Source organism: Lysinibacillus sp. NPDC097162 (genome assembly GCF_044762185.1).
Lineage (GTDB): Bacteria > Bacillota > Bacilli > Bacillales_A > Planococcaceae > Lysinibacillus.
Map to the genome: position 1 here is coordinate 37674 of NZ_JBIWDT010000011.1, position 24142 is coordinate 61815.

The 24142-nt window shown below is 44.2% G+C and carries 35 protein-coding genes; 1 reads left to right on the forward strand and 34 read right to left on the reverse strand.

Translation table 11 applies throughout. From position 1 onward, the window contains the following. Positions 1–71 precede the first annotated feature (71 nt). The 15 genes from ACIQXW_RS23535 to ACIQXW_RS23605 form a co-directional block, all read right to left on the reverse strand. Positions 72–1214: an SU10 major capsid protein gene (locus ACIQXW_RS23535; RefSeq protein ID WP_402766128.1), complete on the reverse strand. Its 1143-nt coding sequence runs from the start codon at positions 1212–1214 to the stop codon at positions 72–74. Positions 1215–1292: 78 nt separating this feature from the next. Beyond that, entirely contained in the window at positions 1293–2024 is a 732-nt protein-coding gene (locus tag ACIQXW_RS23540; RefSeq protein ID WP_402766131.1) for a phage scaffolding protein, read from the reverse strand. Positions 2025–2096: 72 nt separating this feature from the next. Beyond that, entirely contained in the window at positions 2097–2321 is a 225-nt protein-coding gene (locus ACIQXW_RS23545) for a hypothetical protein (RefSeq protein WP_402766133.1), read from the reverse strand. A 4-nt stretch (positions 2322–2325) separates the two neighbouring features. Then, on the reverse strand, positions 2326–3153 hold the full coding sequence (locus tag ACIQXW_RS23550; RefSeq protein WP_402766136.1) for a phage minor capsid protein: 828 nt from the start codon (positions 3151–3153) through the stop codon (positions 2326–2328). Next, on the reverse strand, positions 3153–4745 hold the full coding sequence (locus ACIQXW_RS23555; RefSeq protein WP_402766138.1) for a phage portal protein: 1593 nt from the start codon (positions 4743–4745) through the stop codon (positions 3153–3155). Before ACIQXW_RS23555 ends, ACIQXW_RS23550 begins: the two co-directional genes overlap by 1 nt. Then, entirely contained in the window at positions 4724–5518 is a 795-nt protein-coding gene (locus ACIQXW_RS23560; RefSeq protein ID WP_402766141.1) for an endonuclease domain-containing protein, read from the reverse strand. The genes ACIQXW_RS23555 and ACIQXW_RS23560 overlap by 22 nt, the downstream gene beginning before the upstream one ends. Positions 5519–5542: 24 nt before the next feature. Further along, positions 5543–6889: a phage terminase large subunit gene (terL, locus tag ACIQXW_RS23565; protein ID WP_402766144.1), complete on the reverse strand. Its 1347-nt coding sequence runs from the start codon at positions 6887–6889 to the stop codon at positions 5543–5545. 706 nt (positions 6890–7595) lie between these two features. After that, on the reverse strand, positions 7596–8171 hold the full coding sequence (locus ACIQXW_RS23570; RefSeq protein WP_402766147.1) for a recombinase family protein: 576 nt from the start codon (positions 8169–8171) through the stop codon (positions 7596–7598). 230 nt (positions 8172–8401) lie between these two features. Then, a complete protein-coding gene (locus ACIQXW_RS23575) occupies positions 8402–8776 on the reverse strand; it encodes a phBC6A51 family helix-turn-helix protein (RefSeq protein WP_402766150.1) in 375 nt (124 codons plus the stop codon). A gap of 254 nt (positions 8777–9030) precedes the next feature. Then, complete coding sequence (locus ACIQXW_RS23580) at positions 9031–9516, reverse strand: helix-turn-helix domain-containing protein (protein WP_402766152.1); 486 nt, start codon at positions 9514–9516, stop codon at positions 9031–9033. 20 nt (positions 9517–9536) lie between these two features. Continuing rightward, positions 9537–9716: a DUF5659 domain-containing protein gene (locus ACIQXW_RS23585; protein WP_402766155.1), complete on the reverse strand. Its 180-nt coding sequence runs from the start codon at positions 9714–9716 to the stop codon at positions 9537–9539. Next, a complete protein-coding gene (locus ACIQXW_RS23590) occupies positions 9709–9984 on the reverse strand; it encodes a hypothetical protein (RefSeq protein WP_402766158.1) in 276 nt (91 codons plus the stop codon). Before ACIQXW_RS23590 ends, ACIQXW_RS23585 begins: the two co-directional genes overlap by 8 nt. Positions 9985–10249: 265 nt before the next feature. Continuing rightward, positions 10250–10816, reverse strand: a complete 567-nt coding sequence (locus ACIQXW_RS23595; protein ID WP_402766161.1) for a hypothetical protein — start codon at positions 10814–10816, stop codon at positions 10250–10252. Next, positions 10813–11157, reverse strand: coding sequence for a sigma factor-like helix-turn-helix DNA-binding protein (locus tag ACIQXW_RS23600; RefSeq protein WP_402766164.1), 345 nt, complete (start codon positions 11155–11157; stop codon positions 10813–10815). The genes ACIQXW_RS23595 and ACIQXW_RS23600 overlap by 4 nt, the downstream gene beginning before the upstream one ends. Continuing rightward, the gene (locus ACIQXW_RS23605; RefSeq protein WP_402766167.1) at positions 11157–11900 is read right to left on the reverse strand and encodes a DNA-methyltransferase; all 744 of its coding nucleotides are present in this window, start codon (positions 11898–11900) and stop codon (positions 11157–11159) included. Before ACIQXW_RS23605 ends, ACIQXW_RS23600 begins: the two co-directional genes overlap by 1 nt. 153 nt (positions 11901–12053) lie before the next feature. Between ACIQXW_RS23605 and ACIQXW_RS23610 the strand changes: the two genes are divergently transcribed. After that, positions 12054–12647 carry a hypothetical protein gene (locus ACIQXW_RS23610; RefSeq protein WP_402766170.1) on the forward strand — a complete coding sequence of 198 codons (594 nt, stop codon included), beginning with the start codon at positions 12054–12056 and terminating at the stop codon, positions 12645–12647. Positions 12648–12712: 65 nt separating this feature from the next. Here ACIQXW_RS23610 and ACIQXW_RS23615 read toward each other — a convergent pair whose 3' ends face one another. The 19 genes from ACIQXW_RS23615 to ACIQXW_RS23705 form a co-directional block, all read right to left on the reverse strand. Beyond that, positions 12713–13144: a DUF3310 domain-containing protein gene (locus tag ACIQXW_RS23615; RefSeq protein WP_402766173.1), complete on the reverse strand. Its 432-nt coding sequence runs from the start codon at positions 13142–13144 to the stop codon at positions 12713–12715. 3 nt (positions 13145–13147) lie between these two features. Further along, entirely contained in the window at positions 13148–13783 is a 636-nt protein-coding gene (locus ACIQXW_RS23620; protein ID WP_402766176.1) for a 3D domain-containing protein, read from the reverse strand. Between the two features lie 183 nt (positions 13784–13966). Further along, positions 13967–14782: an FAD-dependent thymidylate synthase gene (gene thyX / locus ACIQXW_RS23625; protein ID WP_402766178.1), complete on the reverse strand. Its 816-nt coding sequence runs from the start codon at positions 14780–14782 to the stop codon at positions 13967–13969. Next, entirely contained in the window at positions 14769–14930 is a 162-nt protein-coding gene (locus tag ACIQXW_RS23630; protein ID WP_402766181.1) for a hypothetical protein, read from the reverse strand. The genes thyX and ACIQXW_RS23630 overlap by 14 nt, the downstream gene beginning before the upstream one ends. Further along, complete coding sequence (locus ACIQXW_RS23635) at positions 14927–15484, reverse strand: dUTP diphosphatase (RefSeq protein WP_402766184.1); 558 nt, start codon at positions 15482–15484, stop codon at positions 14927–14929. The genes ACIQXW_RS23630 and ACIQXW_RS23635 overlap by 4 nt, the downstream gene beginning before the upstream one ends. Continuing rightward, positions 15481–15660, reverse strand: a complete 180-nt coding sequence (locus ACIQXW_RS23640; protein ID WP_402766187.1) for a hypothetical protein — start codon at positions 15658–15660, stop codon at positions 15481–15483. Before ACIQXW_RS23640 ends, ACIQXW_RS23635 begins: the two co-directional genes overlap by 4 nt. A gap of 11 nt (positions 15661–15671) precedes the next feature. Next, positions 15672–15920, reverse strand: coding sequence for a YqaI family protein (locus ACIQXW_RS23645; protein ID WP_402766190.1), 249 nt, complete (start codon positions 15918–15920; stop codon positions 15672–15674). Between the two features lie 216 nt (positions 15921–16136). Further along, complete coding sequence (locus ACIQXW_RS23650) at positions 16137–18497, reverse strand: glycyl radical enzyme family protein (RefSeq protein ID WP_402766192.1); 2361 nt, start codon at positions 18495–18497, stop codon at positions 16137–16139. Next, positions 18498–18827: a hypothetical protein gene (locus tag ACIQXW_RS23655; RefSeq protein ID WP_402766195.1), complete on the reverse strand. Its 330-nt coding sequence runs from the start codon at positions 18825–18827 to the stop codon at positions 18498–18500. Continuing rightward, the gene (locus tag ACIQXW_RS23660) at positions 18824–19057 is read right to left on the reverse strand and encodes a hypothetical protein (protein ID WP_402766198.1); all 234 of its coding nucleotides are present in this window, start codon (positions 19055–19057) and stop codon (positions 18824–18826) included. The genes ACIQXW_RS23655 and ACIQXW_RS23660 overlap by 4 nt, the downstream gene beginning before the upstream one ends. Next, positions 19057–19221 carry a hypothetical protein gene (locus ACIQXW_RS23665; protein ID WP_402766201.1) on the reverse strand — a complete coding sequence of 55 codons (165 nt, stop codon included), beginning with the start codon at positions 19219–19221 and terminating at the stop codon, positions 19057–19059. Before ACIQXW_RS23665 ends, ACIQXW_RS23660 begins: the two co-directional genes overlap by 1 nt. 17 nt (positions 19222–19238) lie before the next feature. Then, positions 19239–19931, reverse strand: a complete 693-nt coding sequence (locus tag ACIQXW_RS23670) for a hypothetical protein (protein ID WP_402766204.1) — start codon at positions 19929–19931, stop codon at positions 19239–19241. Then, positions 19928–20458: a crossover junction endodeoxyribonuclease RuvC gene (locus tag ACIQXW_RS23675; protein ID WP_402766207.1), complete on the reverse strand. Its 531-nt coding sequence runs from the start codon at positions 20456–20458 to the stop codon at positions 19928–19930. The genes ACIQXW_RS23670 and ACIQXW_RS23675 overlap by 4 nt, the downstream gene beginning before the upstream one ends. After that, positions 20458–21546, reverse strand: coding sequence for a hypothetical protein (locus tag ACIQXW_RS23680; RefSeq protein WP_402766210.1), 1089 nt, complete (start codon positions 21544–21546; stop codon positions 20458–20460). The genes ACIQXW_RS23675 and ACIQXW_RS23680 overlap by 1 nt, the downstream gene beginning before the upstream one ends. An 88-nt stretch (positions 21547–21634) precedes the next feature. Continuing rightward, on the reverse strand, positions 21635–22669 hold the full coding sequence (locus ACIQXW_RS23685) for a hypothetical protein (protein ID WP_402766213.1): 1035 nt from the start codon (positions 22667–22669) through the stop codon (positions 21635–21637). A gap of 19 nt (positions 22670–22688) precedes the next feature. Further along, positions 22689–22976 carry a hypothetical protein gene (locus ACIQXW_RS23690; protein ID WP_402766227.1) on the reverse strand — a complete coding sequence of 96 codons (288 nt, stop codon included), beginning with the start codon at positions 22974–22976 and terminating at the stop codon, positions 22689–22691. Positions 22977–22988: 12 nt separating this feature from the next. Further along, positions 22989–23264, reverse strand: coding sequence for a thioredoxin family protein (locus ACIQXW_RS23695; protein WP_402766216.1), 276 nt, complete (start codon positions 23262–23264; stop codon positions 22989–22991). Beyond that, complete coding sequence (locus ACIQXW_RS23700; RefSeq protein WP_402766219.1) at positions 23261–23605, reverse strand: hypothetical protein; 345 nt, start codon at positions 23603–23605, stop codon at positions 23261–23263. The genes ACIQXW_RS23695 and ACIQXW_RS23700 overlap by 4 nt, the downstream gene beginning before the upstream one ends. Further along, a partial coding sequence (locus ACIQXW_RS23705) for a DNA polymerase (RefSeq protein WP_402766221.1) occupies positions 23602–24142 on the reverse strand: 541 nt, incomplete at its 5' end. The genes ACIQXW_RS23705 and ACIQXW_RS23700, both read right to left, overlap by 4 nt.

Sequence of the window (24142 nt, forward strand, 5' to 3'; positions counted from 1 at the left end):
TGTTGCGCTCCCTTCATATTAATTAGCGTTAATAGTGCGGTAAAGGCGGTGCAAGACCGCCACTTACGCTACTACTTTTTCAGCCCTTTAATACGAGCGTGCGCTTTTTCTTCGTGGAACTCTAGCGTATATTCGCCTACGATAGCACCAGTGTAATTATCGCCAGTTTTACCTAGATACTCATGTGTAAATTGACGAGTCTGTAACGGGCGAATTTTAATGCGATCAATGTCCACGATGAAAATTTCGTCGGCTTCTAAATTCGGGTTTACTACGATTTCAGATTCGCCGAAGTCGCCAACAAAGTAATCGACTACTTGACCACGGCCGTTGTCTTGACGTGTTAAGTTGATTTTGTCAGCATCCATACGTGAGATAGCACGTTTTTGCTTCGGAGATACGATAATCTTATAGCCCGCGCCAACGTTTTGGCCCGTAGCTTCTGCGATTGTTTGGAACGCGTCGTTAAGTTTCTCCGTATCAATCGCTGCACCGCCGCCAAGTAATACGTTCGTTTTGATGAATTGACGAATGCCGCCCATTTGACGAACTAAGCCGTTTTCTGACGTATATTTAACGCCGGAAATTACCGCCTTTTCAAGTTGTAGCGCTAACTCTTTCTCTTTCTTCGCCTTTTCATACGCATATAAATCGTCGATACCGTGCTGTGACACTGCTGCTGCCGTGCCAGTAATCGTAATTGATCCGTCGAAGATTTGTGTTACGTTAGTTTGTCGTGAACGCTTTTTAAAGCGAGCTTTACGTGCGTCTGCACCCTCAACACCTTCTACGAATTGGAACTCAACTTTATCGCCGACAGCGACTGCTGCTTTTGTTGTGCCTGCATATCCTCGCGTTACCGTTAAGTCGTTTTCTACAACTGCAGTTACTAACATTAATTCCTCGCCAACTTTAATTACCGTTTTGGCTTCGAAAATAGAACCGTCAGCAACCGTTAAAGAAGTAGCTGAATCAGTCGCAATTGCCGACGCAGTTGTTTTCGTTGCATAAGTTTCATCCTCATACCATACGATTTCATCTTGCGTAGTTGCTTCGCCATAACCTACTAAGTCGAGCATCGGCGCTTCTTGTGGCGATAACAATAACGTATTCTCGGTTACATCTTCGCGCTTACCAACGATTAGCGTAGAATCGATGCCTGCGAAAAATTGAATGTCTAATGGTAAAAATGCGTTAAATTCGTTTGTTTTCATAAAGGTAAAACCTCCGTGTATTTGTATTGTTGTGCGGATTTTCCGCAATATAAAAAGCCGTCAACTTTACGTCAACGACTACTTACCGTACTGTTTGCGTGCTTTATCGTAAGCTACGCGATCCTCAATGCGTCCACTCTTACGAGCCTTATTGCGAAGTTCTTCTAATATTTGTTCGGCTGGCTTATCGTGATATTGTTGTCCACCGCCGTTTGTAGCTGCTCCGATAGGTTGCTTCTGTTTCTTCGCCACCAGGAACGGTTTATTTTCAACAAGCGCTTTAACAACGTCGTCCATTCCGACAACTTTTCCGTCCTCGTCGATACTTACCGCGGATAAGTCTGCGAGAGCAATAGCGTCGTCAATGTATTCGATGTTTGCGCTTGATGCTACCTTCGTAAATTCGTTACGGATACGTTCTTGTTCGGACTGCTTGCGTAAGGCTTCGAGTTGAGCCGTTAGTTCGTTCTTTTCTTCCTCGAATTGTTTCGCAATCTCCTGCGCGCGCTCCGTTTCGGATAATTCGGCTTGTCGTTTCGCTTCTAGTTCTGCAGCGTACTCGTCAGCCTTCGCTTTTAACTCGTCATAATCAGCGAATTTTTTAGTCGCTCGTTTTAAACGGTCGGCAATAATTTCGTCTAATTCCGATTGTGTGAACGTTTTTTCGTTCTGTGTAGACGTGTCAGATGATTCGACTGGTGTTTCTGCGGATGATTGTCCGTCTGGATTCGTTTCAGACGCTTCTTGCTCGCCTTCTGCAGCGAAGAATTGTAAATTAAGCGGTAAAAATGCGTTTAAATATTTAATCATCGTATTACCTCCGTGTTTTAAGTCCTCGTAGACTATTCCGAAAGTTTATTGCCATTTCGTAAGGCGGAATAATCACTTGAATACTTCGTCATTTTTTGATAATGCGTATTTTGATGCGGTATAAGTTACAAGTCCGTCCATTTCTCCGTTGACAGTGAGTCCGTAAATGCTTCTATCCCACTCTCCGTCTAAATATAGCTTTGACATTCGAAATGTCCCATCAGTTGAAACGAATAAGAATGCGGGGAGTTCATCGAAAATTAACGCCTTCTTTCCGCCTATATCAGCCCATCTCACATAATCAACCTCCTTCGTATTTACTTGGATCGCGCAATGGCGTCACTAAATGTTTACAACGAGGGTGAAATAGCTTGCTACGCGGTATATCGCCAATATACGGATAATCTCCGTCAGCTTCTGCGACTAGCTTAACGATTTTACCTTCGTATTGACGACATGCGTCTGTAGCACCGTGTCGACTTATTCGGCCATACAGCGAACCTTCCGAAAGAGCTTCGTTTATGCCCGCCTCACGATGCGCATTCATCATATTTGTTCGCGCTACAACGTCAGCATAATTTCCGACTTTCCAACGGTTGCCTTTCGCATCAATAATCGCTGCGTCTGTTGCTTGAACAATTCGCTGACGGATTTCTTTCGCAATATCCTGTGTTGCGTTATTTCCGCGTGTAAGTGTATGTCGCATAGCTTCTGCGGTCGCTTTACGAATAGCTAACTTTGCCTGGCGCTCGATATTTTGAGTAACCGCAAGTAAATCCGCCTGTGTATCGGCTATTGCTGCAGCTACAAGACGTTTGTTTACCGTGTTAAATCTTGCAATCTTTAGTGCATCTTCGTATGTTGGCGCAAGACCTAGCGAATAAATCGTCGATGCGACGCCTTCAATTGCTGATTTAGATACGGCGACGGAAGCCCATTCATCGCTAAATTTGGTCATGTCGGATAATATGTTACGAATATTTCGTTCTGTAGCGATTAGCTGTGCGCGTTCGAAATCCGTAAGAAATAAGTCGTTAACTTCTCGCTGCACGTCTTTTAGCGCATGTTCATACGCTTTGACTACTTTAGTTACGTCGTAATCGTAGTTTGGTTGCGGAGCTTCTCGCATTAGCCGTCAGCCCCTTCGTCTACCTCCGTGTTATAGATGGAGGCGTCTACTGTGCCGACTTCGCGCTCTGTGTCTGCGTCGATTCTTTCGATAATCTGCGCAGCTTGTATATCGTCCAATCCGTCCAAGCGCTTAATTGCTGTCGCCTGGTCAATCGTCGGTTTATTGCCAGAACGTATCGCCATTATCTCCGCCTGCTCTTTTTCGTTATGCGGAAGTCCGTCTTGCCACTGAATTACCGGGTAAACTGGCTCGAACGTTTTATCTCCGTGAGCAATGTCGATTAGCTGACAGTTATATAGAGCGTCCCGTAAAGCACGGTCGTAATGCGTTCTAATACGCGCTACCTTCGTCAGTATTGGCATGAAGCGAGCTTTAATCGCAGCGCCGTCCGTATGTGACGTTCCTGTGCCTCCGCTATTTTGGTCGCCGAGCACTGTTCCGAATAACCATTGCGGAGTCTCTGCGATTTGAAATGCCATTCCGATTAACGTTTCAAGCTCTTTAAATGCGCTGTTTAATTGGCCGTCCCACGTCATATAGCCCGGCGTTTTATCTTCGTTAGTGACCGGAATATATGCGCCAGTCAATCTTGCGGAATTTCCACTACTGCCAAGTTCGGGACCGTACGCTGTCGGATCGCTGTGTTTCCAAAGAACGTAATCTAGCTGTGCAAGGCGGTCGTTAATCGCAATTAATATCGTCTCTAATGCTTCTAACGTCCCCTTACCTTCCCACTGATCGTCCGTAGATTTATACGGGATATGGTGGACCAGTAAATGCGGAACTCCCGTTGCTACTACGTTGCTTTCGCCGACTTTTTCTGCGATTTTAAATAGCTGCACCGCGTATCCGTAAGAACTATCTACTCCGCCTTCGTACGTTGTGAGCTTGTAGCGTTCGTTTATGATATAGCCAGGAAGGTGATGCTCGACGTTTAAGTACGGAATATCTTCCTTTTGCGACACTACCCATTCGACACTTGCGATAACTATCGACTTGAATTTCTTAACGTTACCGTCGCTTGTTTGCGGAAACACGCAGTCTGCAGCAACGTGCTCGATGATCGGTTCCATTTCGGTATCTTCCGGAATTGGCCATCCTCTCGATGTTAGTGCGCTATAGTCTTGACGGTAGTCATAACGAACCTTAATCCATGAGTCTCCACGGTATCCGTTAGCTAGCGCTGATTCGTGAATGAGTTTAACTAAGTCGTTTTCCTCAACGTAGGAATTAATCGCCACTTGCTGCTCCGTATCATCGGCCAGTCCGCTATCGAAGATTGGCGGCTCACCTACAAGTAAATCCGCAGGCTTAGTCGTTATAATGTCAGCGATATTCACTGCGATATATAACGTTTGTAACTGTTTTGCGTGCGGAGTATCTTTTAATAACGACGTAGCGCGGTCATATAGTTCGGCTTGCTTTCCGTCATATAACTTTTTCATGCGTCGGTACTTTGCAATTCGTTCAATAGCGTTATCTGGCGGAAATTGTTCGCCTGGCTTGAAGGTGTCATACGTATATGTGACGGTTCCGACTTCGTTCATTTCTGCGTCGGTTTTACGTCCTAATTTACTCCATATTGCCACTTTATTATCGCCTCCTTTGCGTTAATTTCCGCGAATACTTTATCAACACACGCTTTAATATCTAAGTTAATTTCACGTTCCCAAAAGCGATACAATGAATAACCACATGCTTTAATGTACGCATTTTTAGATTTATCTCGCTTTACTACGTCTGGTAACGTGTGCCAGTAATCCCCGTCGCATTCAATTACTATGCTGTATTTAGGCAATAAAAAATCTAAGCGGAATTTATCGCCTAGATTATATTGTTCGATATATTCAATTTCTCTCGCCTCTAATTCTTCCGCCATTTTAATTTCAATTGACGTACGTTCTTGTACAATACTTCTACGTCCTAAAGCAATAGCGCACTGTTGACTGCATGTTGGCGATTGCTCTTTAGCTAAAATTTTACGGTGTATGTAAGGTCTATACTCCGACTCTTTTCCGCAAATCACACAGTCATGTTTCTGTAATCCGCCAGCCCATCTAGGGTTATTAGCACCAGAAACTGTGCCCCTTACTTTAAACGTATGCTTCATCTTTTCGATTGCTGCCCGTCTCTTTTCATCGCTCCATTCCGTTACAAGTTGCCCATGAAACCTACCTTCAAAATTCGGATTGCCTTCGCCCTTCATATTAAGTGAATGAGCACTATCCGCACAGCGTCGGCTACAATAAAAATCTGTTTTACCACCGCGGAGCCTGCGTCTTAAATATTTAACATTCTTCTGTGTATGTTGACCGCAACCTTTACAAAATAATCCTATCAGCGTCGTGCCTGTAATTTTCATTCATACACCCCTCTTGTAGCGATTTTAAAGCCACGCAGGTTTTTGTATTAATTCGCGCTTTGCGTTCTTGCTCACACGAATAGACATCTCCATACCATCAGGCAAATCATCTGCTGCTCCTTGTCCATAGCGCTCTAATTGCTCTAGTAAAAGTGAATGCCCTCGCTTAAATCTGATTTTGCCGCTCTCAATATCGGGTAACATCGATTCAATTCGGAGTTCTTTGCGTGACCTGTTGTTTATCTTCTTAACTCGAGCATGAGCTGGATACCCTTCATGAGCTAATTGTTCTCTTAACACGTCCACAAAAAATTCCTGTGCGGCCACACTTTCTGCAGCTATTGCGTCTGGTGTATATTCGCGTACTTTATCACTTATCACATCCAAGAATTTATCCGGCGTAATACGAGCACCATACGCGTCAATGATGTAATGTACACCGCTCTTGCGCTCTGTAGCTGTCGTGATTACCGCACTGAAATCTCCTTTGGATTTACCCATCGCAAAGTCAATACCCATCGTAATGACGTAATCACTGCGAGGAAACGTCTTATTCGGCTCTGCGTCGTCCCAATATACGAAGTTCTCCGGAGCAAATACGCGAGATTCTTCGTCAATTGGGTTGTTCATATATTCGGTATTGAACGCTTTAGAGCCGTTGTTCCATTTCCACGTCATCAACTTCCATATCGGCTGAAACTCTTGCCACAGTACGCGAACTCCTTCGTCCATAGCGTCTTTATTCGTTTTATAAAACGATTCCGCGTCTGCAGCACGATTAGGATTATCGAAATCTACGTATATCTCTCGGCATTGCTCCCAAAGATGTTCGTTAACTGGCGGATCGATTATCGCTCGATATACTTTTGATTCGAAATCTGAACGCTTATACAAGATATTCAGCAATAAGCAGTCCAACGCTACAGCCGTTCCCATATAAACAACGGCAGTCTTAGCGCCTTTCGGATCACCTAACGGCATAACTACCGAAGCGAACCAATCACGCAATTTAGCCCGTTGTTCCGGAGTTGCTGCGTTTGTTTTAGCGTCCTCTAAGTCGTCACATACGATTAAATCCGGACGAACACCTTGCCAATTTCGTCCTCGTAGCGCTTGCCCTGTCGATGCTGCCTCAACCTTTGTTAACTGGCGTTTGCCTCCGTCTTTTGTCGGTTGCCATGCGATAAACTCCGAACTATTATCCTTATCGTTCTCTTGCTGACGAGGCGATAATAATGGACCGAAATCCTGGCGTAACTTTTCGTTATGTTTAAGCTGTGTAGCGAGCCATTCGAGGTTAGGCCCGGATACTGACGGCGTTTCCGATATGATGATGATGTATTTACGTAATCGGTAAACGACCTGGTGCAACGGAAAACCTTTCGTTAAATACGTTGATTTAGCGTGAGAACGCGGCGCTGCGACGGCAATCTTAGCGTTTACCTTATCGGTAGATACGACGTTAAGTATGTCAGTTATTTCGCGGTGGAATTGCGGCGATTCTGACGCATCAGTAATCGTAAATCCGTCCCAGTTGCCGGCATTGCCCGGATTCTTAGCTTCGCTGAAATATTCGATGTCGAACGCTAATGTATCGAGTTCACAGTGATGTATACGTTCTAACCTATTACGCCTTTCGTACGAATCTGCGTACTCTGCGAAAATTCCAGCAGCTATTTTGTCGTCGTCTGTCGGGTAATCTTCGTCTAGCTTATCGAGGTATTCGTCATAAACGCTGATTAATGCTGCACGTTCTTCGCGTGCTAACCACCTACCATCTATCCACGCCATAGTAGCGCCTCCTTTCGCAGTTGCTTCGTTATGTATTCCTTTTGTAATTGCGTTGATTTAGCGTTTGTTTGTGCGTACCTTACAATCTATCGTCTTGTTGAGTTAACCGGCGTATAGGCTGTGTTAGTAAAGCGAATTAAAGGCGATAGATATTGCGTTGCTGTTCCGCAAAGTCAAAGTGAATTTTTGGTACGCCGACTTATTCAGCGTCAGAACAGCGGTTTGCCAAAAACGGGCTTGGGGGATTACGAAATTTACGCAATAAAAAACGATCAAGCGAATTTGCTCAATCGTTAATAAGTTTATTTTCTTTTCGCTTTCTTCTTTCTCGCGCTAAAGTTGCGACTGAAATTCCTGTTGTTGCTTCAACTTCTTTATAACTATTGCTTCCGAGTAACTTCATCGCGTTATCTAAATGCTTCTTATCGAACTTCTTCGGTCTACCCTCTCGGAAATCCTCACGCTGCTTTGCTATCGCCTTACCTTCTTGCATACGTTCAACTATTAAGTTGCGTTCCATCTCCGCCACCGCTAATAGGGTAGTGAGGAAGAATCGCCCCATCGTCGTATTCTCCAGTAGCCCTACGTTTAGTACATACACCTTCACGTCCATAGAGAATAGGTGCTCTATTACCTCTATGCCCTCTTTGGTGTTACGTGCCAGGCGGTCCAGCTTCGTCACTACTAGCGTATCTCCTGCTTGTATTCTCGACATAAGCTCGTCAAATACCGGACGTCTAGTAGTGGTGCCCGTAAACTTCTCCGTTAGTATTACGTCACAATTCTCGTCTTGTAACGCTTGTATCTGCACTTCTAATTCCTGCGTAATAGTAGATACTCGCCCGTAGCCGTATTTCGTCATATATTCCGCCTCCACTTATGATAATTAGTTATGATAACGTTTATAGCGCTATCTTATCATGTTGGATTAGCTTTGTCAAAACTACATAGTTATGATAATGGAATATATGGCGATCATCTGCTCAAAGTGTTTGAGGTGCGCGTCCATTTCGAGCGTCTGCCCGATAAAATTACATCATACGTACAGTTGCGTAAACTGCCCACTAGAGTTTCTACTATTAAATGCGGTATTTATGACTGCTTGCCACGTAGCGCCTCTAACTTAGCTTTAATTGCGTCAATATCTTCCGTATTACCTTGCGTGGATACCTCGACTTTATCCGTTAATAAACCTTGCGCTTGTAATAACGTCCTAAACATCGCTGCATTTCCTTCGTTTATAATAATATCCGGAATAGCGTCCATAATCTCCGGTAATCTATCGATTGTTCTACGCATAATCTCACGCTTTAATTCTTCATTAAAATCGTCTTGCTTACGCCAATTCGTTAATGTCGTACGACTAACACCTATTTGCTCCGCAACCTGGTCGTAAGTAAGTCCGCCCCGTTTCGGCTGTGATAATATCGCAATAGCTGCGTATTGCTTATCGTTTAGTTTCGCCATTTATATCGCTCTCCTTTCTACGTTAAATAACGACCGGTAGTTTTTACCGGACGCTGTAATTGTTTATTGTAGTCTTTAAAAGATATTACGCTAAGATATATAAATGAAAATAGATACGATTATTTGCGCAAGCAAATGAGCGTAATAGTAAGTCTTTATACGTAAGTATTAATAAGTAAGTATATATACGGAGTAATTATTACCGGATGGTACGGTAAAAACTACCGGACGTAACGGTAATAATTACCGGACGTCTATATCCAATCCGCTAATTCTGCGTCAGTATCTTCGCTTACTTTCGTCAATTCACCTTTCCTCGCAACCTTATCCGGAATTATCTTCGCCCATGTAGCGTCAGATTTACGTTTACATTCTGCTGCTAGCGGATACTTAGCGTAAAATTCCTCGGCTATTTCGATAGGCTTCGTAAATGTATACGTATGATTTCCGAATCGCCCGTTCTCTGTCACTACGATTAGTCCGACTTCCTGCAATAAACGAATATGTCCCCGCGCTGTTTTCTCCGTCATATTGACCGCCTGTGCAATCTGAATATGCGTAGGAAATGCGTATCCATAATCTGCGTTGTATTGCGATAATAGATAGCCGTACACAAGCGCTGTACTTCCGTTAAATTTCGGGTAATACTGATAATGTCGCATAACTGCGTTTGGAATCTGCGTAAATCCGTGATTTAATTCGTATGGTAGTCCGCCTTGCTTCGTTTGATTTATCGTCATTCTACTTAACCTCCTATCGCCTACTTAGACGGCTTATTCTCCGCGTATGACGTAAGAGCTGCACTTAATTCCGGCGTTCTTTCATATTGCCAAAACTGACGCATCGTGCTTTCGTTTAATCCCGTACAGATATAGCGGAATCCTAACGATTTTAAATATCGATATAAGTTTGGTGAGTATGCGTAGTAATAACTATTCATTCGATTTAACCTCCGAATTAACTTGTTTCATAAATCGATCAAAATTCGCTTCCGCCTCCGGAAACCACAATTTATAAGGAGGGCTAAAGTCGAAACATGTTCGTTGCCAAGTCTTGAGCGCACATATAGTCGCTAATTCAAACTCAACGCCTTTAAATTGCTCTGGAAAATCTCCGTGATCCATTACCTCGCATAATGCGGCATGGATTAAATTAGTTAAAAGTACTACTTTATCCGTATCTACTTTCGGTAATTGTTCGTTAATCATTCTACAAATCCCCTTTGCGTTAATTTAACGTCAATATAAAACGACTCGGCGTGCGGAACATTATGCTTGCGCAGCAATTACCCGTCACATGTGTTTACCGAGCGAATAATAAAAAACGATACAACTCCGGCAGACCTCTTGGTCAGTAGTAAAACGCTCGATATGGCGCTGTATTGTCCGGAGCTTGTTCGTCATAGTTCGGAATGGGTGCAGTAGCAATCATCAAACTACGCCTCTTACTTCCCTAAATAGCGGTTCCTAATAACTAGGATACAAACTCGCCCATAATGTAGGTTATAACTGGCTGCACCGCAGTAAATTCGTTATATTTGCGTCGTCTTTCCTTGTTGCGAATCATCGCCTGTTCATCCCGTAGCAAATCTTCGTGGATCGAGCGCTTTCTACGCTTCGGAACGGCGTAATTTCGCCCATTTGTTGCGATAGTTTCCGCATTTATGAACGGGGCTTCGCCTTTTTGCACGCCAGTATTCCGTTCATGTGCGCCCTCTGTCCGCCTAGCCATCTGCATGTCGCTAAGGAACGGATATTCCTCCTCGCGGACCTTATATTGCGACTTATCGGTTAGTTCCTCATGTAGCGCTAGATTCGCCAATTGTTCTAGTAACTTAGCGTCATACTGTCGCAATGGGCGCTCTGTGCCCTTTTCTTCGGCTAATCGACGCTCTCTTTCGTATTGTGTAGCGTGAGCTAGCGCGTACTGATCGCTCGCCTTCTGTATGCGGATAAGGCGCTGCTCGCGCGGCAATAAGCCTGCTCGCGTTTCCTTGCGAATTGCTTCGATTTCATTGCGTAAATCATCTACGTAGTTCATGCCACTTCCTCCGTTTCCTCTGCGAAATCCTCTACCGTCAATTCTCCGTCCATCCACGCCCACATTTCGTATACTTCGTCTAGCTCCTCGGTAGCCTTGCGAATATGCTCCGTAATCACTTCGCGAGCTACACCCATTTCTGCCGCAGCTTGCTTTTGCGTCAATCCTACGTCATATACCAGCCGAATAGCCTCCGACTGCCTTTTCGTTAATTTCGCCAAGGCAAACGCTCGCTCAAAGTCGATTAGCGTGTCGCTTGCGTCTAAATCTCCGACATAACGGCGTTCCTTTAATGCGTGTAAGTTCGATAATATTGCTTTTGCGGTTGATTTTCTTTTCATTATTCCGTCTCCTCTAGCGTTTGTTTGGCGTCAATAATACGTTGTCTAGCGATTTCCACATATTCTTCCGATACATCTACACCCAAATATCTCCTATCAGACATTAGCGCCATTTTGAGAGTTGTTCCGGATCCTGCAAAGCAGTCGAACACTATGTCGCCAGGATCCGACCACGATAGGATATGATCGTGCGCTAGTCTTTCTGGGAATACTGCTGGATGCCCTGTTCTATTTGTTGATTCTGCAGGTATCTCCCATACATTGGTGCGAGCACCGTATTCTTTGATGGTACGTCCTAAACGTTTCCCTACAGGCTCTTTAAAACTACCGTCAGGCTGACGTAGTGTTCCATGAACCTTAGTGCCTGCGTGCTTATTTTTTCTATCGCGAATTAGATTTGCTACTTTCGGCTTTCCCTTAGATAACACGAACATGTACTCGAAATCAGCGATATATCGATTTTTATGCTGAAACGGAGACATCTTCCTCCAAATCATCGTATCGTGCATGTTAAATCCAATTTCCTTAAAATACAGTGCTTGCTTAAACGAAGTCAACGTTTCGGATCCTTTATCAGTCTTATCACCAACTACCCATACAACAATTCCTCCCGGTTTTGTAATACGGAATAGCTCGTTAGCCACAGATTCAAAGTCAAACCTATATCCGTTGTACGTTCTTAAATCATCGTAAGGAGGACTAGTGACCGTCAAATCAATTGACGCAGCCGGTAAGCCGCGCATGAAGTTTACGTTATCTCCTTTATGAACGTCGTTTAATAAATTATTAATCATCCTATCACTCCTTTTCTTTTGCGTTGATTTTGCGTTTCTAATCTGATATACTTACCGTAATAAATAACGTAAATTTAACGCTAATAAACGGAGGTGTTACGCATGACTGTTGCGAAATTTTATACGCTTGAAGATTTACTGCCTATAATAGACGAATCTGCACGCTCATATTGCGAATCTGTCGCAGATACTTACGTCGCAGGCATCGAATTTAATAACGAACTTTATCCGATGATTACCATAGACGAGCCTGGCGAAGCTGACGCATATTGTGCGGAGCTTGATCGCTCACTCGAATATCACTTTAAGCCAGTACCTACTGCGGAGTTTGACGATGAAGAAGCGCAATTACTCGCTGGCTTTACGTTTGTTCCAAATAAAGGTATGTCGCAGATTTACGTAGGTAAGCGTAATCGACTATATTTGAAAGGCGACGTACTATCGCAGCTAGGCATCAAGCCTCGCTCTCGCGTCCTTATTGCGTTCAATCCTGCGGAAAAGGCGTTTGCTGTCGTTAAACCGACTGCGCCGTCACTTAGCGAGGAAATGCGCTCCGCGGGCTACTTCGTTAGTGCGAAGAAAGACGTCACTGCAGCGAAGTTATTCCGCCAATTTAAGCTAGATAAGTACGAAGGTAAGACATTTTACGCTGATACTGCGTCACTTAGCGGTAATGTCGTTATCTTCCGTCAATAAAACGAGAAAACTCGCCTATCTCAACGGATAATTCCGGAGGATAGGCTTTTTGCTATTCAATTGCGTCATTCCTGCGTCTGTAATCGCGCTAATGCAAACTCGATATATTTCGCTGCTTTACCGATGTCCTCCGTTGGCACACCGTGCTTAAATGGCGCTCTAGCAAGGTATTTCAATGCATTGCCTATGCAATAAGCGATGTAACCGTCGTCATAGCCTTGCGTAATCTCCTCGATAATCTCAATCGTTTCAAAGCGTCCTTGCGAATAGTGTTGAGGCGAGTTTACAGTATCTTGCTCGGATTCTTCACCAGCTTTACGATGAATCTCGTATTGTCCTGGGTAAGCGTAATATACCTCCTCAGTATCATCAATATAAAATCGAGGATAGCCGTCCTTTGAGATACTAATCACCTCGTAAATTCCGCCAATTCCATACGACCAATCCTTTGGTACTGAAACAATCCGAATCAAATCGCCTTTCTGCGCTTTTGCCATATATCATCGTCCCTTTCCGTTTTTAAGTATCGTTACTGTTACCGATTGTTTTCCTAGTCTATAAGCCTCGTTCTCTGACGCAACTAGCACGTCAATTCTGCGGTTCTTAATAGCGCCGCCAACATCGCCTGCAATCGCCTTAAACGTTGTTCCATCAGCATATTCGACGCGAACTATCGAGCCTAATGGAATCACTCGCGGATCAACCGCAATTACTCGAAGTCCATTTTCGTAAATAGTGCGTGTCACATCGATGCCGGTCGCAGTAATGCCGGAGCATCCATCGCAGCGTGCTGTATAATGCGTAGCTATCATCGTGAATTGCGTCAGTTTAACGTTATTGCTCCTACTAATCCGCTTTTGTTGCATTACTTTGCGCTGTTCCTCTGCAATTTTAGCGTCATATAATTTCTGCGCTTCCTCTAACGCTTGCTTACGTTTGACTCTACGTGCTGTCTCGGCTTGCTGGCGTACATTTCCGAGGTATTGCGTGTATATTGCGTCATATCCGCTAACGTACGGTACTAACCTTTCGGTGGGAGATTCCGCTAAGTGTTCGTGGTCGGACGGCTTATGTGCGTTAATGAATAACGTTAATGCTAGTAATAAAGCGAGTAGGATGCGTTTTAGTATCGTCATTTCGTCACCCTCTTGTACAATAGCGTTTCTTTAACGTCTTGCCGGTAGTCTGCAGACGCGCTTTTGAAGCTAAACTTACCGCCATATGACGTTCGTTTTTCGTACCATTCAGCAAACATTACTAACGGATAAACTGGAACGCAGAATATTGCGCATAGGATTTTAACGAGGATTAAACGCATATCACACCGCCTCAAACAGTTGCGACGTCCAAGGCTCGACCGTTTCGACAGCTTTACGTAAGTCCTCCGCCAGTCCTGCAATTTCAGACTGCGCACCCCGTCCGGCTTTCCGTTTAGCGTAGAAGTCGAGTAGTGCACGTAAGTTTACGGTTAATACGAGATTGCACGCTGCAGCATTCGGTAGGACTGCGCGACAATCTTCGGCTGGTACTCCGATTGAGCGTAATTTATCGTAAAAATGTTGAGCGTGTAATATCGCTTCTTCAAATAGTTCCGCACCACTATCGTAATGAGTCGTTGTGCCTCCGTAATCTAATTCGGCAAACGGCGAATCTTTCGCTTTAACCGTATCCGGCACGACATAATCAAATCCGCCACTACGATCGTCGCTACCGAATTTAACATATCGTTGCGACTGTACGCTAAATGAGAAACCTACGCGATGGCGTGTTAACTGAGCAAGTAACGCTCGACTGACGCCTTCCACTGCGAATGTGTACGAAAGGTGCTCGAGAGTGGACGTGTGGCCCGATGATTGAATCATGCGGATTAGACGGTCAGCGTCCGTACCTTTACCGCCATCTGTCGCTTTCTTGCCGAAATAGCGAGCGCCTTCTTTAGCGACAATTTCGCTAGGTTTGCCCGGTGAATAGCACGTCCGAATTGCTGTAAGCGCGACTGCTTGACCGTCCGATATGTCGTCACGTAAATATCGCTGATAAATTTCAGCATCCCCGTCTAATCTTAACGTGTGTTGAAATTCTGCACTCAATTGCGTATGTGCTAATAACGTTATTTTGCGTTCAATTTGCGTCATTTTGTTCCTCCTTCGATAATTTCTTTTCTAGCGCTGTGATACGCTTTTGTACAGTAGAATTACCTTCATCTTTTGCGTGATAGTATTCTGTCTCTAAGGCGCTTCTAATTAGTCGATATTCTGCGGTAGTTATTTTTACAGTAATCATACTCCCGAACTCCCCCAACCGTTTACTCCGCGGTCAGTCTCTGCCAACTCTCCCGTAATCTCAACGGCAACTGTCGCAGGAATCGGCTGTACTACTAACTGCGCTATTTTCGTTCCTTTTTCAATACGATACGTACCATACTTAACCAAACGATTGGCTCGCACGATTGCGTCTGAAATCACCAGCGAATGGTATCCGATAGTTTCTCGGCCAGTTTTCGGATTAATATTATCGACAATAATTCCGATATTCCCACGATACGATTCGTCGATAGTTCCGAGCTGCACACGTAATTTCGTCTTACTCGTAATTCCTGATCGTGGTCGTACTTGTGCTTCGTATCCTTGCGGAAGTTGTACCGCAATATCAGTCGGAACAACTACCGTTTCGCCTGGCGCAATGATAACGTCTTGTGCTGCGAATAAATCAAATCCACTGTCTGTAACGTGCGCCTTTGTCGGCAATATTGCGTTATCTGATAAACGTTTAAATCCGATTTCTAACGGCATGTTCTGCGCCTCTTTCTCGATTTGTTGTGCTTGTTGTCCGTTCATTCTTCGACCTCCTCGATAGTAATTTCAGCCAACGGCGTTCCTCTACGTTTATGACGCATTATTCGAAGTTCCTCCGCCTGTTCCAACGTTTCAGCCATTCCGATTAGCGAATGTTGGTAGCTATGCTTACCGTCCATGTGAACGCTCAATATACGCCGTTCTAATACTCGAAACATCATATCGTCTCCTAATCGCCAAAAACGTAATTAAACTCGAAGCCTTTCTTATCCTCTAAATAACGCTGCAGATTGCGGTGCAATATCTTATAGCCTGTCGGAATCACAACGTAATGATCGTTCGCTAAGTCGATAATGTCTCCGTAGTAATCTCTCGGCGCTGATTCCGTTGGCTTTGCGTTATGGATATTGCGCCAGGTTTCACGGTCATAGCCCGTTCGTATTGCGTGAGTTATATCGGGATGCTCGATTTGCGTCATACTAGCTGACCTCCGATAAGAGCGATTAAAAAGATTATTGTCTTAATTCCGTGGTATGGCGTTTTTGACTCTTTATTGTAGGACGTTAGGTGGTAGAGAGTGCCAATAAGTAAAGCTAAGGTTAGAATCGCTTCGAACTTTTCCATCGTATCAACCTCCGTTTATAGTAAAATGGCGCCAAGCCCGTTAAGGCTCGGCATTGTATCGCTTATTTAATTATCGAATCGGACAAATACCTCCCTCGCAGCCGTCTGCACCGTCAAGGTCGCTATCTGCGCCTGTTTCGTACTGCTCCAATACCGCAGAATCGAACGGTTTAAATTCCGTTAACATTGCGTCATACTTTTCTTTCGTGATCGCTTCGAACGGAGCTAGTGGATAATTTCCGCCATCGTACGATAAGAATGATACACCTACGAAGTCGTCCCAATTGTCGTAAATCTTCGGCGAAACTACGCTCAACCACTCGTCCGGTCTAACGTGAATCGTATTAGACGAGTTATGTGCCGTGTAATTACGTTGATAGTCGAAATACTTATCGAGCTGCTCCTCTGCGTAAACGTCGTCTTTCGTGACAGTCGCTCCACTTGCTACTGGGAACGAGATTACTAGAGTTCTAGCGTTTTCTATACGCTCCTCTTTTGTATCGCCTACTGTACCGACCTCTCCGTCAATTTCCCAACCGTGCGCTAATGCTGCTTTCGCTAGTGGGTCGGCTGCGTTAATACGGATACGGCGAATGAAGTACGGCGAGTGCGAATAGTGAAGTCCACTCGAAACTCCGTTAAATACTTGCGAGATAGTGCCTTCCGGCTTTACTGTCGTGTCTAACAACGGCTTATTAACACGCAACTGTGCGGAATACCTTTCCGCCTCTTGATGCGCCACTTCGCCAAGTAGACGTAATAACTTTCGCAAATACTGCGCATCGCCCGATTTGCCGAGCATTCCTAGCGCATCTTCAACGCCAGTAAGCGATGGACCGATTAATCGATCACGTTGCTGTACCGAATCCCAATGTGTGATTTCTAACGTCGGTAGTGTCATACGTAGTCCGCAACGTACAGATAAGCGTTGCGCTTCTGCTAATGCTTTGGTATCTAACGTAGGGAATCCGTCGACCACGCTGACGAATTGCGTTAAGTTTAGCGTTGTTAAGTTACATACTCCGTAGCTGTCGAGGAGAATTTCCGCGCATGGATTAAGTCCGAGCGTTTCGGCTACTAAGCGTAATAATTCTTCGGAAGGATCATCGATACCAGCGCCTTTTAATCGTCTGCGTGCAGATTCTTTCAAGTTAATGAAGCCTGGCTCGCCTTCGCCTTGCATAATCGTAAATACCAAGTCCAAGAACGCCTTATGCGGTTTATCGAAGAAAGCTATCGAGTTATTCGACATTGCTCGATGTCCGATGCCTGGACGAGCGTTTGCATCTTGTGTCGGTAATGCGTCGAGTTTATCTGCAATAACTGCTAATTCCTCTACATTGTATTTCTGCGCATATTCTTTCACTGCCTTTACGACTGCTTCGTGATTCTCGACGTTCCAAATACCGTACATGCCGTACTTTGAAAACATCGATTCGAAATCATCTGCGTCAAATAGGAATATTTCTGCGGTCCTCCGCACGCCCCCCACAACTACATTGTTGCCGACCATGTTTCCGATGTCTAAGACATGTACTGGACGTAATTTAGCGAAAGTATATCCGTCCTTCTCGAATTTTTCGGGCGACACAAACAACGGATCGTCTGATTCGCCCTTAATCACTCGCTCGAAACCTTCGAACATCTCACGTAAAGGTTCGTGTCCACTTGCTGTGCCTCCGAATGTATTCAATCGAGCGCCTTTAGGACGTACGTAATCGTAATAAATGCCGATTTCAGAAACGTTTTTAATAGCTTCACTATTTCCGGCTAAGATGTTGAAGAAATAACGTAAGGACTCTACCCATCCTTCTTTACTGTCGCCTACATGAATGACTGCCTTCTTCGTACCTTCGTATTTTTCCGAATCAATTACGTAAAGGTTAGTTTCATCTACTTTTACGACTGGATAGCGTTGCCTAAATGGTTCATGCGTAATTTCGATGTCTGTACGCAATGGAGCTAATTTCGCTGCGCTTGCTTTCGTTGACTTAAATCCTACGCCAGTTCCGACTAATAAGGCGTAAAATAAATCGGCAATATCGTCCCATTTCGTAATAGCTACGAATGAACAGTTAAAGTTTGCAAGTGGATACTTTTCGCCGACAGCTCCGTCAGCACCGCCTACCCATAATGTACGTCCCGATAGCGCTTGGCGCTGATTGAACATGTTATCGAATAATAACTCCGCATCTTTGCGTAAGTGACCGTCTGTTATCGAAACTATATTCGTTTTATCTCGATGCTTGATCGCCAATCCTACGTTAAACTCCGTTGCACGCTTAACTGTTTCTTTCCACGTTTCACGTCGCTTAAATTGAGGTAGGAACCGTGAATATGTTCGATAGTATACGAATTTCCCTAACGGAGTCATATCGGATGGAAAGTCCGGATATTGCGTTAGAAATTCGTCAGTCAATAATTTAGTCAATTAATCGTCTCCCTTACGTTTTTCTTCTCGATTGAATAGGACGGCAAACAGCGCTAATACCGTTTCCCATTTGAAAATTACAATAGTCAGCGCCATCAATCCGAATACTTTCGGTAAATCGTCCGATTCAACCTTCGTCAGCCCTATCGCATTAAACGCCTGCACTACGTAATCGCCCGTGAACAATTCGAGCACATAGCCGAAGCCCATTCCTACCAGTAGCGCCAATAACGGCAAGGCTACGAATGATCCTACGATGAAAAGCAGTAATCCGATAATTGCGATGCTAGTTGCGATAAAGCCTGCTGGCTTGCGTTGTTTTGGCGTCATTCGGTCGCCTCCTCAAACGTATATAATGTATTGCGTGTTTGAATTAACGTCAAATATCCGTCCTTCTTAACCGTAACTGGCGCAGATGTTAGGTATTGTAAACCGTTCTCTACATCGGATAAAACTGCCGGTCGGTGGCTTAAATTACCGTCATACATTACGTCGTATATACGATCAATAGGTATGACACTCTCTTGCGACTTACTTACGAGTTTCAATCGTTTCCACACTAAGCCCTCACCGCCTTATTCAACGGATGATTACGTAAACGTCTCGGCATTGTATTTTCGCGGAATCCTTCGATATATTCAGCGAATGTAATCGGCTCCTTGCCGTTGTATTGTGGAGTGAATCCGCCTTGCTTACGTCGTTCTTTGCGTGATATTTTCGTCATTGTAATTCCTCCAATTCCTAAAATTCGTTTAATACAGCTTTTTCTTTGTGTAATTCAATAGCAAATACGTTATACATTTCTGCAGCAATTCTTTCAGTCCAAAAGTTCCCAATGTAAATATGTTTGCTTTTATGTTGTATCTGCGCACGCCATCGCTTGTCTTTCTTACAATAAGTGACTCCCCTATACTGCGAATAAAATCTTATAGTGCTGTACGGTTGGAAATCTTCAACAGGAACATAACCTTCTGGAAGAATGTTTAATCTAGCGAACTCCCCATGCAAGAGGTTAGCCTGCTCATTATAGTAGTAGGCAGCGTCTAATTCGTGTTTGTATTTTCCCAGATTTACTCGCTTTCTATCATTTTGGATACATGCAACCCACTTGCCGTTCCTTGGGTATACACCTTTAAATTTTGATAAAGCTCCTTTTCTTTTGCCTGCGTTTTTAGCGTTTCCTTTTGCATCACATTTACGAAGGTTAGACTTTCTGTTATCAATTCTGTTGCCGTTTATATGGTCTACAAATTCTCCGTCTTGAACATCTAGAACCAATCTATGCATTCTCAAAGTTTTTTGTTTTCCGCTAGTTCTATCTGTACTTATTGCATATCCGTTATTAATAGACCAGGAATATTTGGATAGCTTATCGTAATCGTCATCATCTACTAAAATCTCAATACCTTTATTTGTTGTAATAACCTTAGTCAAATAATGCCCTCCCTTTTTAAATACGCTATACCAATTGCACAACTATCACTCGCGTCCCCGCCTTTGTTATTCGGAAATACGTAATCGTCCGGCAGATTTAACGCCTGTCTTACGCCTTGCTCAACTTCTGCCTTCGTCGCCTTGCCCGATATGCCTACCGCCTTTTTGACGGTGGTTGGCGGTATTTCATTATCGCTGTCGATCGTATAACCGAAAGCTTGGAGTCCCATATCAACGGCAGCCCATCCGCCAAACACTAACTGCGTACCGCGCTTGCTTCCGCCTTTTATGAAATGTTCGCGGACTACAACGTCAAATGGGCCGTATTTATAGCAGATTAAGGCGGTAGCTGATCGGACGACTTCGTAGCGCTCGGCGTCTGATAGCGAAGTGTCCGTCGGAAATGCGTCAGTGTAAATGAGTCTTGCTGGCTTATTGGCGCCATATTCGATTACTGCGAAGCCTGGCGATGCTGACGTGTCGATTGCTAGTAAGCGTTTAGGCTTCGGTTTGATTGCGCGAGACATTAATATTGCGCCTCTGTGTCGTTAGTAATATCATAGTGAGGCGAATACGTTCCGTTATCGAACGCTGGGTATCCGTCGCGAACACCTGTTACAAATGTCGGGCAATTGTCGTTGTACCCTCCGCTCATATAGCGAGTTCGTACATGCATACCGACAACAACCTCGCTAGGCTGAACCGCCTTCTCAAACTTACTAACGTCTAGCCCAAGCGCACGACCTAACGCAATAGCCTTGCCGATGTCAGCGTTGAATACGTCGTCTGGTGCGCATTTTGCGATGGCTTTTCCTACAACTTCTTTATCCCCCGGATATAAATTACCGAAATAAGCTACCGCTGTAACAGTTCGCTTCTTCTCGTTAACATGGAAATTGACATGTAGTCGTCCTTTTTCCTTGTATAACGGAATTTTAGTCGTTCTCCATCCCATTTGCTGGTCGACTTCTGCGAAAACGTCCTCAACAAACGCATTAGCATCGTCAATGATCGCTTTACGTTGCTCATTCGGTGATTTAGGCATATGCTTCTCGATTGCTTTCGCAAGACTTTCCGCAATTTTAGCGACGTCAACGTCAGCTTTTACGGTCATTGTCGGAGCTTTAACCGCAATCTTTTGCGTAGCCTTTAACGCCTCAACTTCGGCTTGTAAGTTAGCTACCGTTTGTTCAAGCGCTGTAATGCGTTGATTCTTCGTTGGTTTTTGCGAGATTATTTCGATGTTGCATTCTTTAATATATCCGCCACCTTCAAAGCCATAATCGAAAGTTCCGCTTGCTGAACCGATTCGGTCGATAATTCGAATGTCGCCTTTTTTATGCTCGAAATTATCGTTAGTAACAACTACTTTATCGCCTACTTTGAATTTCGACACTTGCACCGCCACCTTTTCGATGTATTTGAACTCTGACCCGCACACATATTGACTTCTGCCGATTTGCTTTTTGGACTTAACGATTAAATCCCCAACAGAATCGATTTCAATAATTTCGGAAATATCTCTGTCGCTCCAGTGTTTGTATCCGAGATAAATACGACCTACGTCTAAGAACTTCACCTTGTCGCCCACTTTATAAGTTGTTTTCGTCGTCATATTTACGTCAACCTCCGTTATATTAGTTTTATTTGCGTTGCTTACTATATACAGCACACTAAAACGTATCGTTTTGGGACAATTTACGTTAACTTTTCGGAATCCTTGCGATTAAGTCCGCCAACGCCTCCGCGTATTGCCGTTTCGTATAATCTTTTAGTCCGCTCTTTTGCGCCAGCTCGACTTGTTGTTTAAGTTGCGTCAATTCAGCGTCATTAACCGACTGTGCTATCGCTGTCTTGAATCCGTTAAATGTCCACTTCGTCAAGTCCGGCATTGGCGGTTTACGATCGTTAATCAATCGCTGCACACTCGCTAAATCTTCGAGCAACTTGGCCTTTCGCTCGTCTGTACAGTCGATACCAAACGCTCTAATGTCCGGCGTTGCTGCGAAATCATCATCCGTGATTGACCATGACTTATGCGAGGTATTAACGTAAAGTACGATATAGTGCGATAATCCGAACATGATCGAGTATGCGATCGTCTGCAATTCGTGCTTTTCGTCTGGCTGACGCATGGAATAAAGCGATGTGCGCGCTGCTGTCGTTTGCTTCGACTTAATTTCGAGTCCTATGCGGTGCTGTTCGCCATTTTCGTCGGTGTAAATTAAGATACCGTCCGGCGCTCCGTAAAGACTATAGTCGATTCCGCCGACATTTACCGGCACATTGCGTTTAGCGAAATCCTCAAACATCGGAGTACCGTCTGCATTGCGTTCGAATCGGAATCTTGCGCCTGGCATATGCTTTTCGATGAACAGTAAATCACGCTGAATCATATCGCCGATTGCCGTTCCTATCGAAGTCCAACGCTTCTGGTGCGGTTGCTGTCTGCCTTCGTCACGTTTAGAGCCGATGCCCTTTTCGTATAATTCACGTTTGCAGGCGCCTGTTGCCGATGGCGAAAAGTAAGGTCGTTTCGGAAACACCTTCGGAGGCTTTACGTACCATGCGTGTATTTGCGAATCTATTGCGTCATCCCACTTTTCTGGACGGCTATGCCAATCGTTAAGTGTGTCGATCAATTCCTGCGCTACCTTGTCGATGAAGCCCGGCTGTTTAGCTCCGGGAACGTAGCTTTCTGCGTATAGTATCTCTAGTGCATCGTTATTTTGCGTCAAATTATCGTCTCCTTCTCTATTAATCAACTATTTCGTAAGTTGCTTGGAAAATATCTGGTTTACATGGATAAAACTCACCTTGAACACCTTTTATGATATAATCGCCTTCGTTCGCGTTCATAACACCTTCAAGAGTGTAAATTTTTAACCCATCTCTATGCACTAATTCCCTATAATCGTCAAACTTTTCACTTTCCATGCGGTCGTGCAGATTAACGTCTTGACCCATGAATTGAATACACTCAACCAAGTTTTGACCATCCCACTTAATAGCATCGACTACTACTGGCTTTTTACGATATTTCATCAAATCGCCTCCCTACTTCTTAAATTTCGCAAATTCAATCGCAGCTAACACGTCGTCAAAGTTGACATTGCCGTGAACTCGCGTCATTTCTACGCCATTTCGTTTAAATACGAGGACTGGCACGCTAGTAATCTTGTATTCGTCAATTAGCGATGGATTCTCGCTAATGTTCAGCGTTGTTAGCGACGCGCCTTCCGATTCTAGGCTTGATGCATTATCAGCTAACGTTCTGCCGAGCCATTTGCACGGTGGGCATCCGTCCTTTTCGAGTTTGATGATTTCGATCATTCACTTTTACCTCCGACATACTTGATTACCGTTACTTCTTCCGGAACTACTTCGTTGAAACTATACGAAAACTCTCCGCCCTCTTGCATTTCAGTCGCAGGTACTTCACGACTAATTTCGAAATAAGCGACTTTGCCGTTTTCTTCGATTTTGTGCACGGTTGTTTCATAATTAGTCCACCGACCACCATCTTCATATTCTTTATAAACCTTCGTTGATTTTGCGTCATATAATAAGCCCTCAATTTCGTCTACTTCTTCGCTTCGTCCGTACCCTGTCATGCCGTCAAATCCATCGTATTTACGTAATTGCTCAATAAAATTAGTTGTTTCGTTTGTCATTCCGATTCCTCCTTTTGTCTAGCGAACCATTCTTCCGGCGAATACTCGTCCATCCATTTCGGCTCGACCACTGTATCGCAAGCTAACGGCAATACTAAATGATACGTATTTGTCATGATGTCATCGAATAAGTCCGTAGATTCTTGCGTTAATTGTTCGTTCGGTACTGCGCTTTTTAATTCGTCATGCAAAGTTAGAGCGAACTCCCAACCTTTGCCGAGAACACATTGGTAATAAACGCGAATCATACATATCTGCAAAATGTTAGCGCCAGAACCTTGAATCGTATGATTGAACGCAGCTCGTTCGCATCCGCCAGTAAATCGCATTAATTCCCAAAACTCCGAACGGTCTTTCCACGGCAGCTTATTCGTTTTCTTAGCGAGTTCTGGATCGTTCTTATTAACGATGCCACAACGTTTCATCAACTGGCATAGTCGTTTGTATTTCTCGACATATCCAGGGAATCTACGTTTCTGTCCGAATATCGTCGCGGTCCAACCATATTTACGTAAGTGTTCGAATGTTGCTTCGACC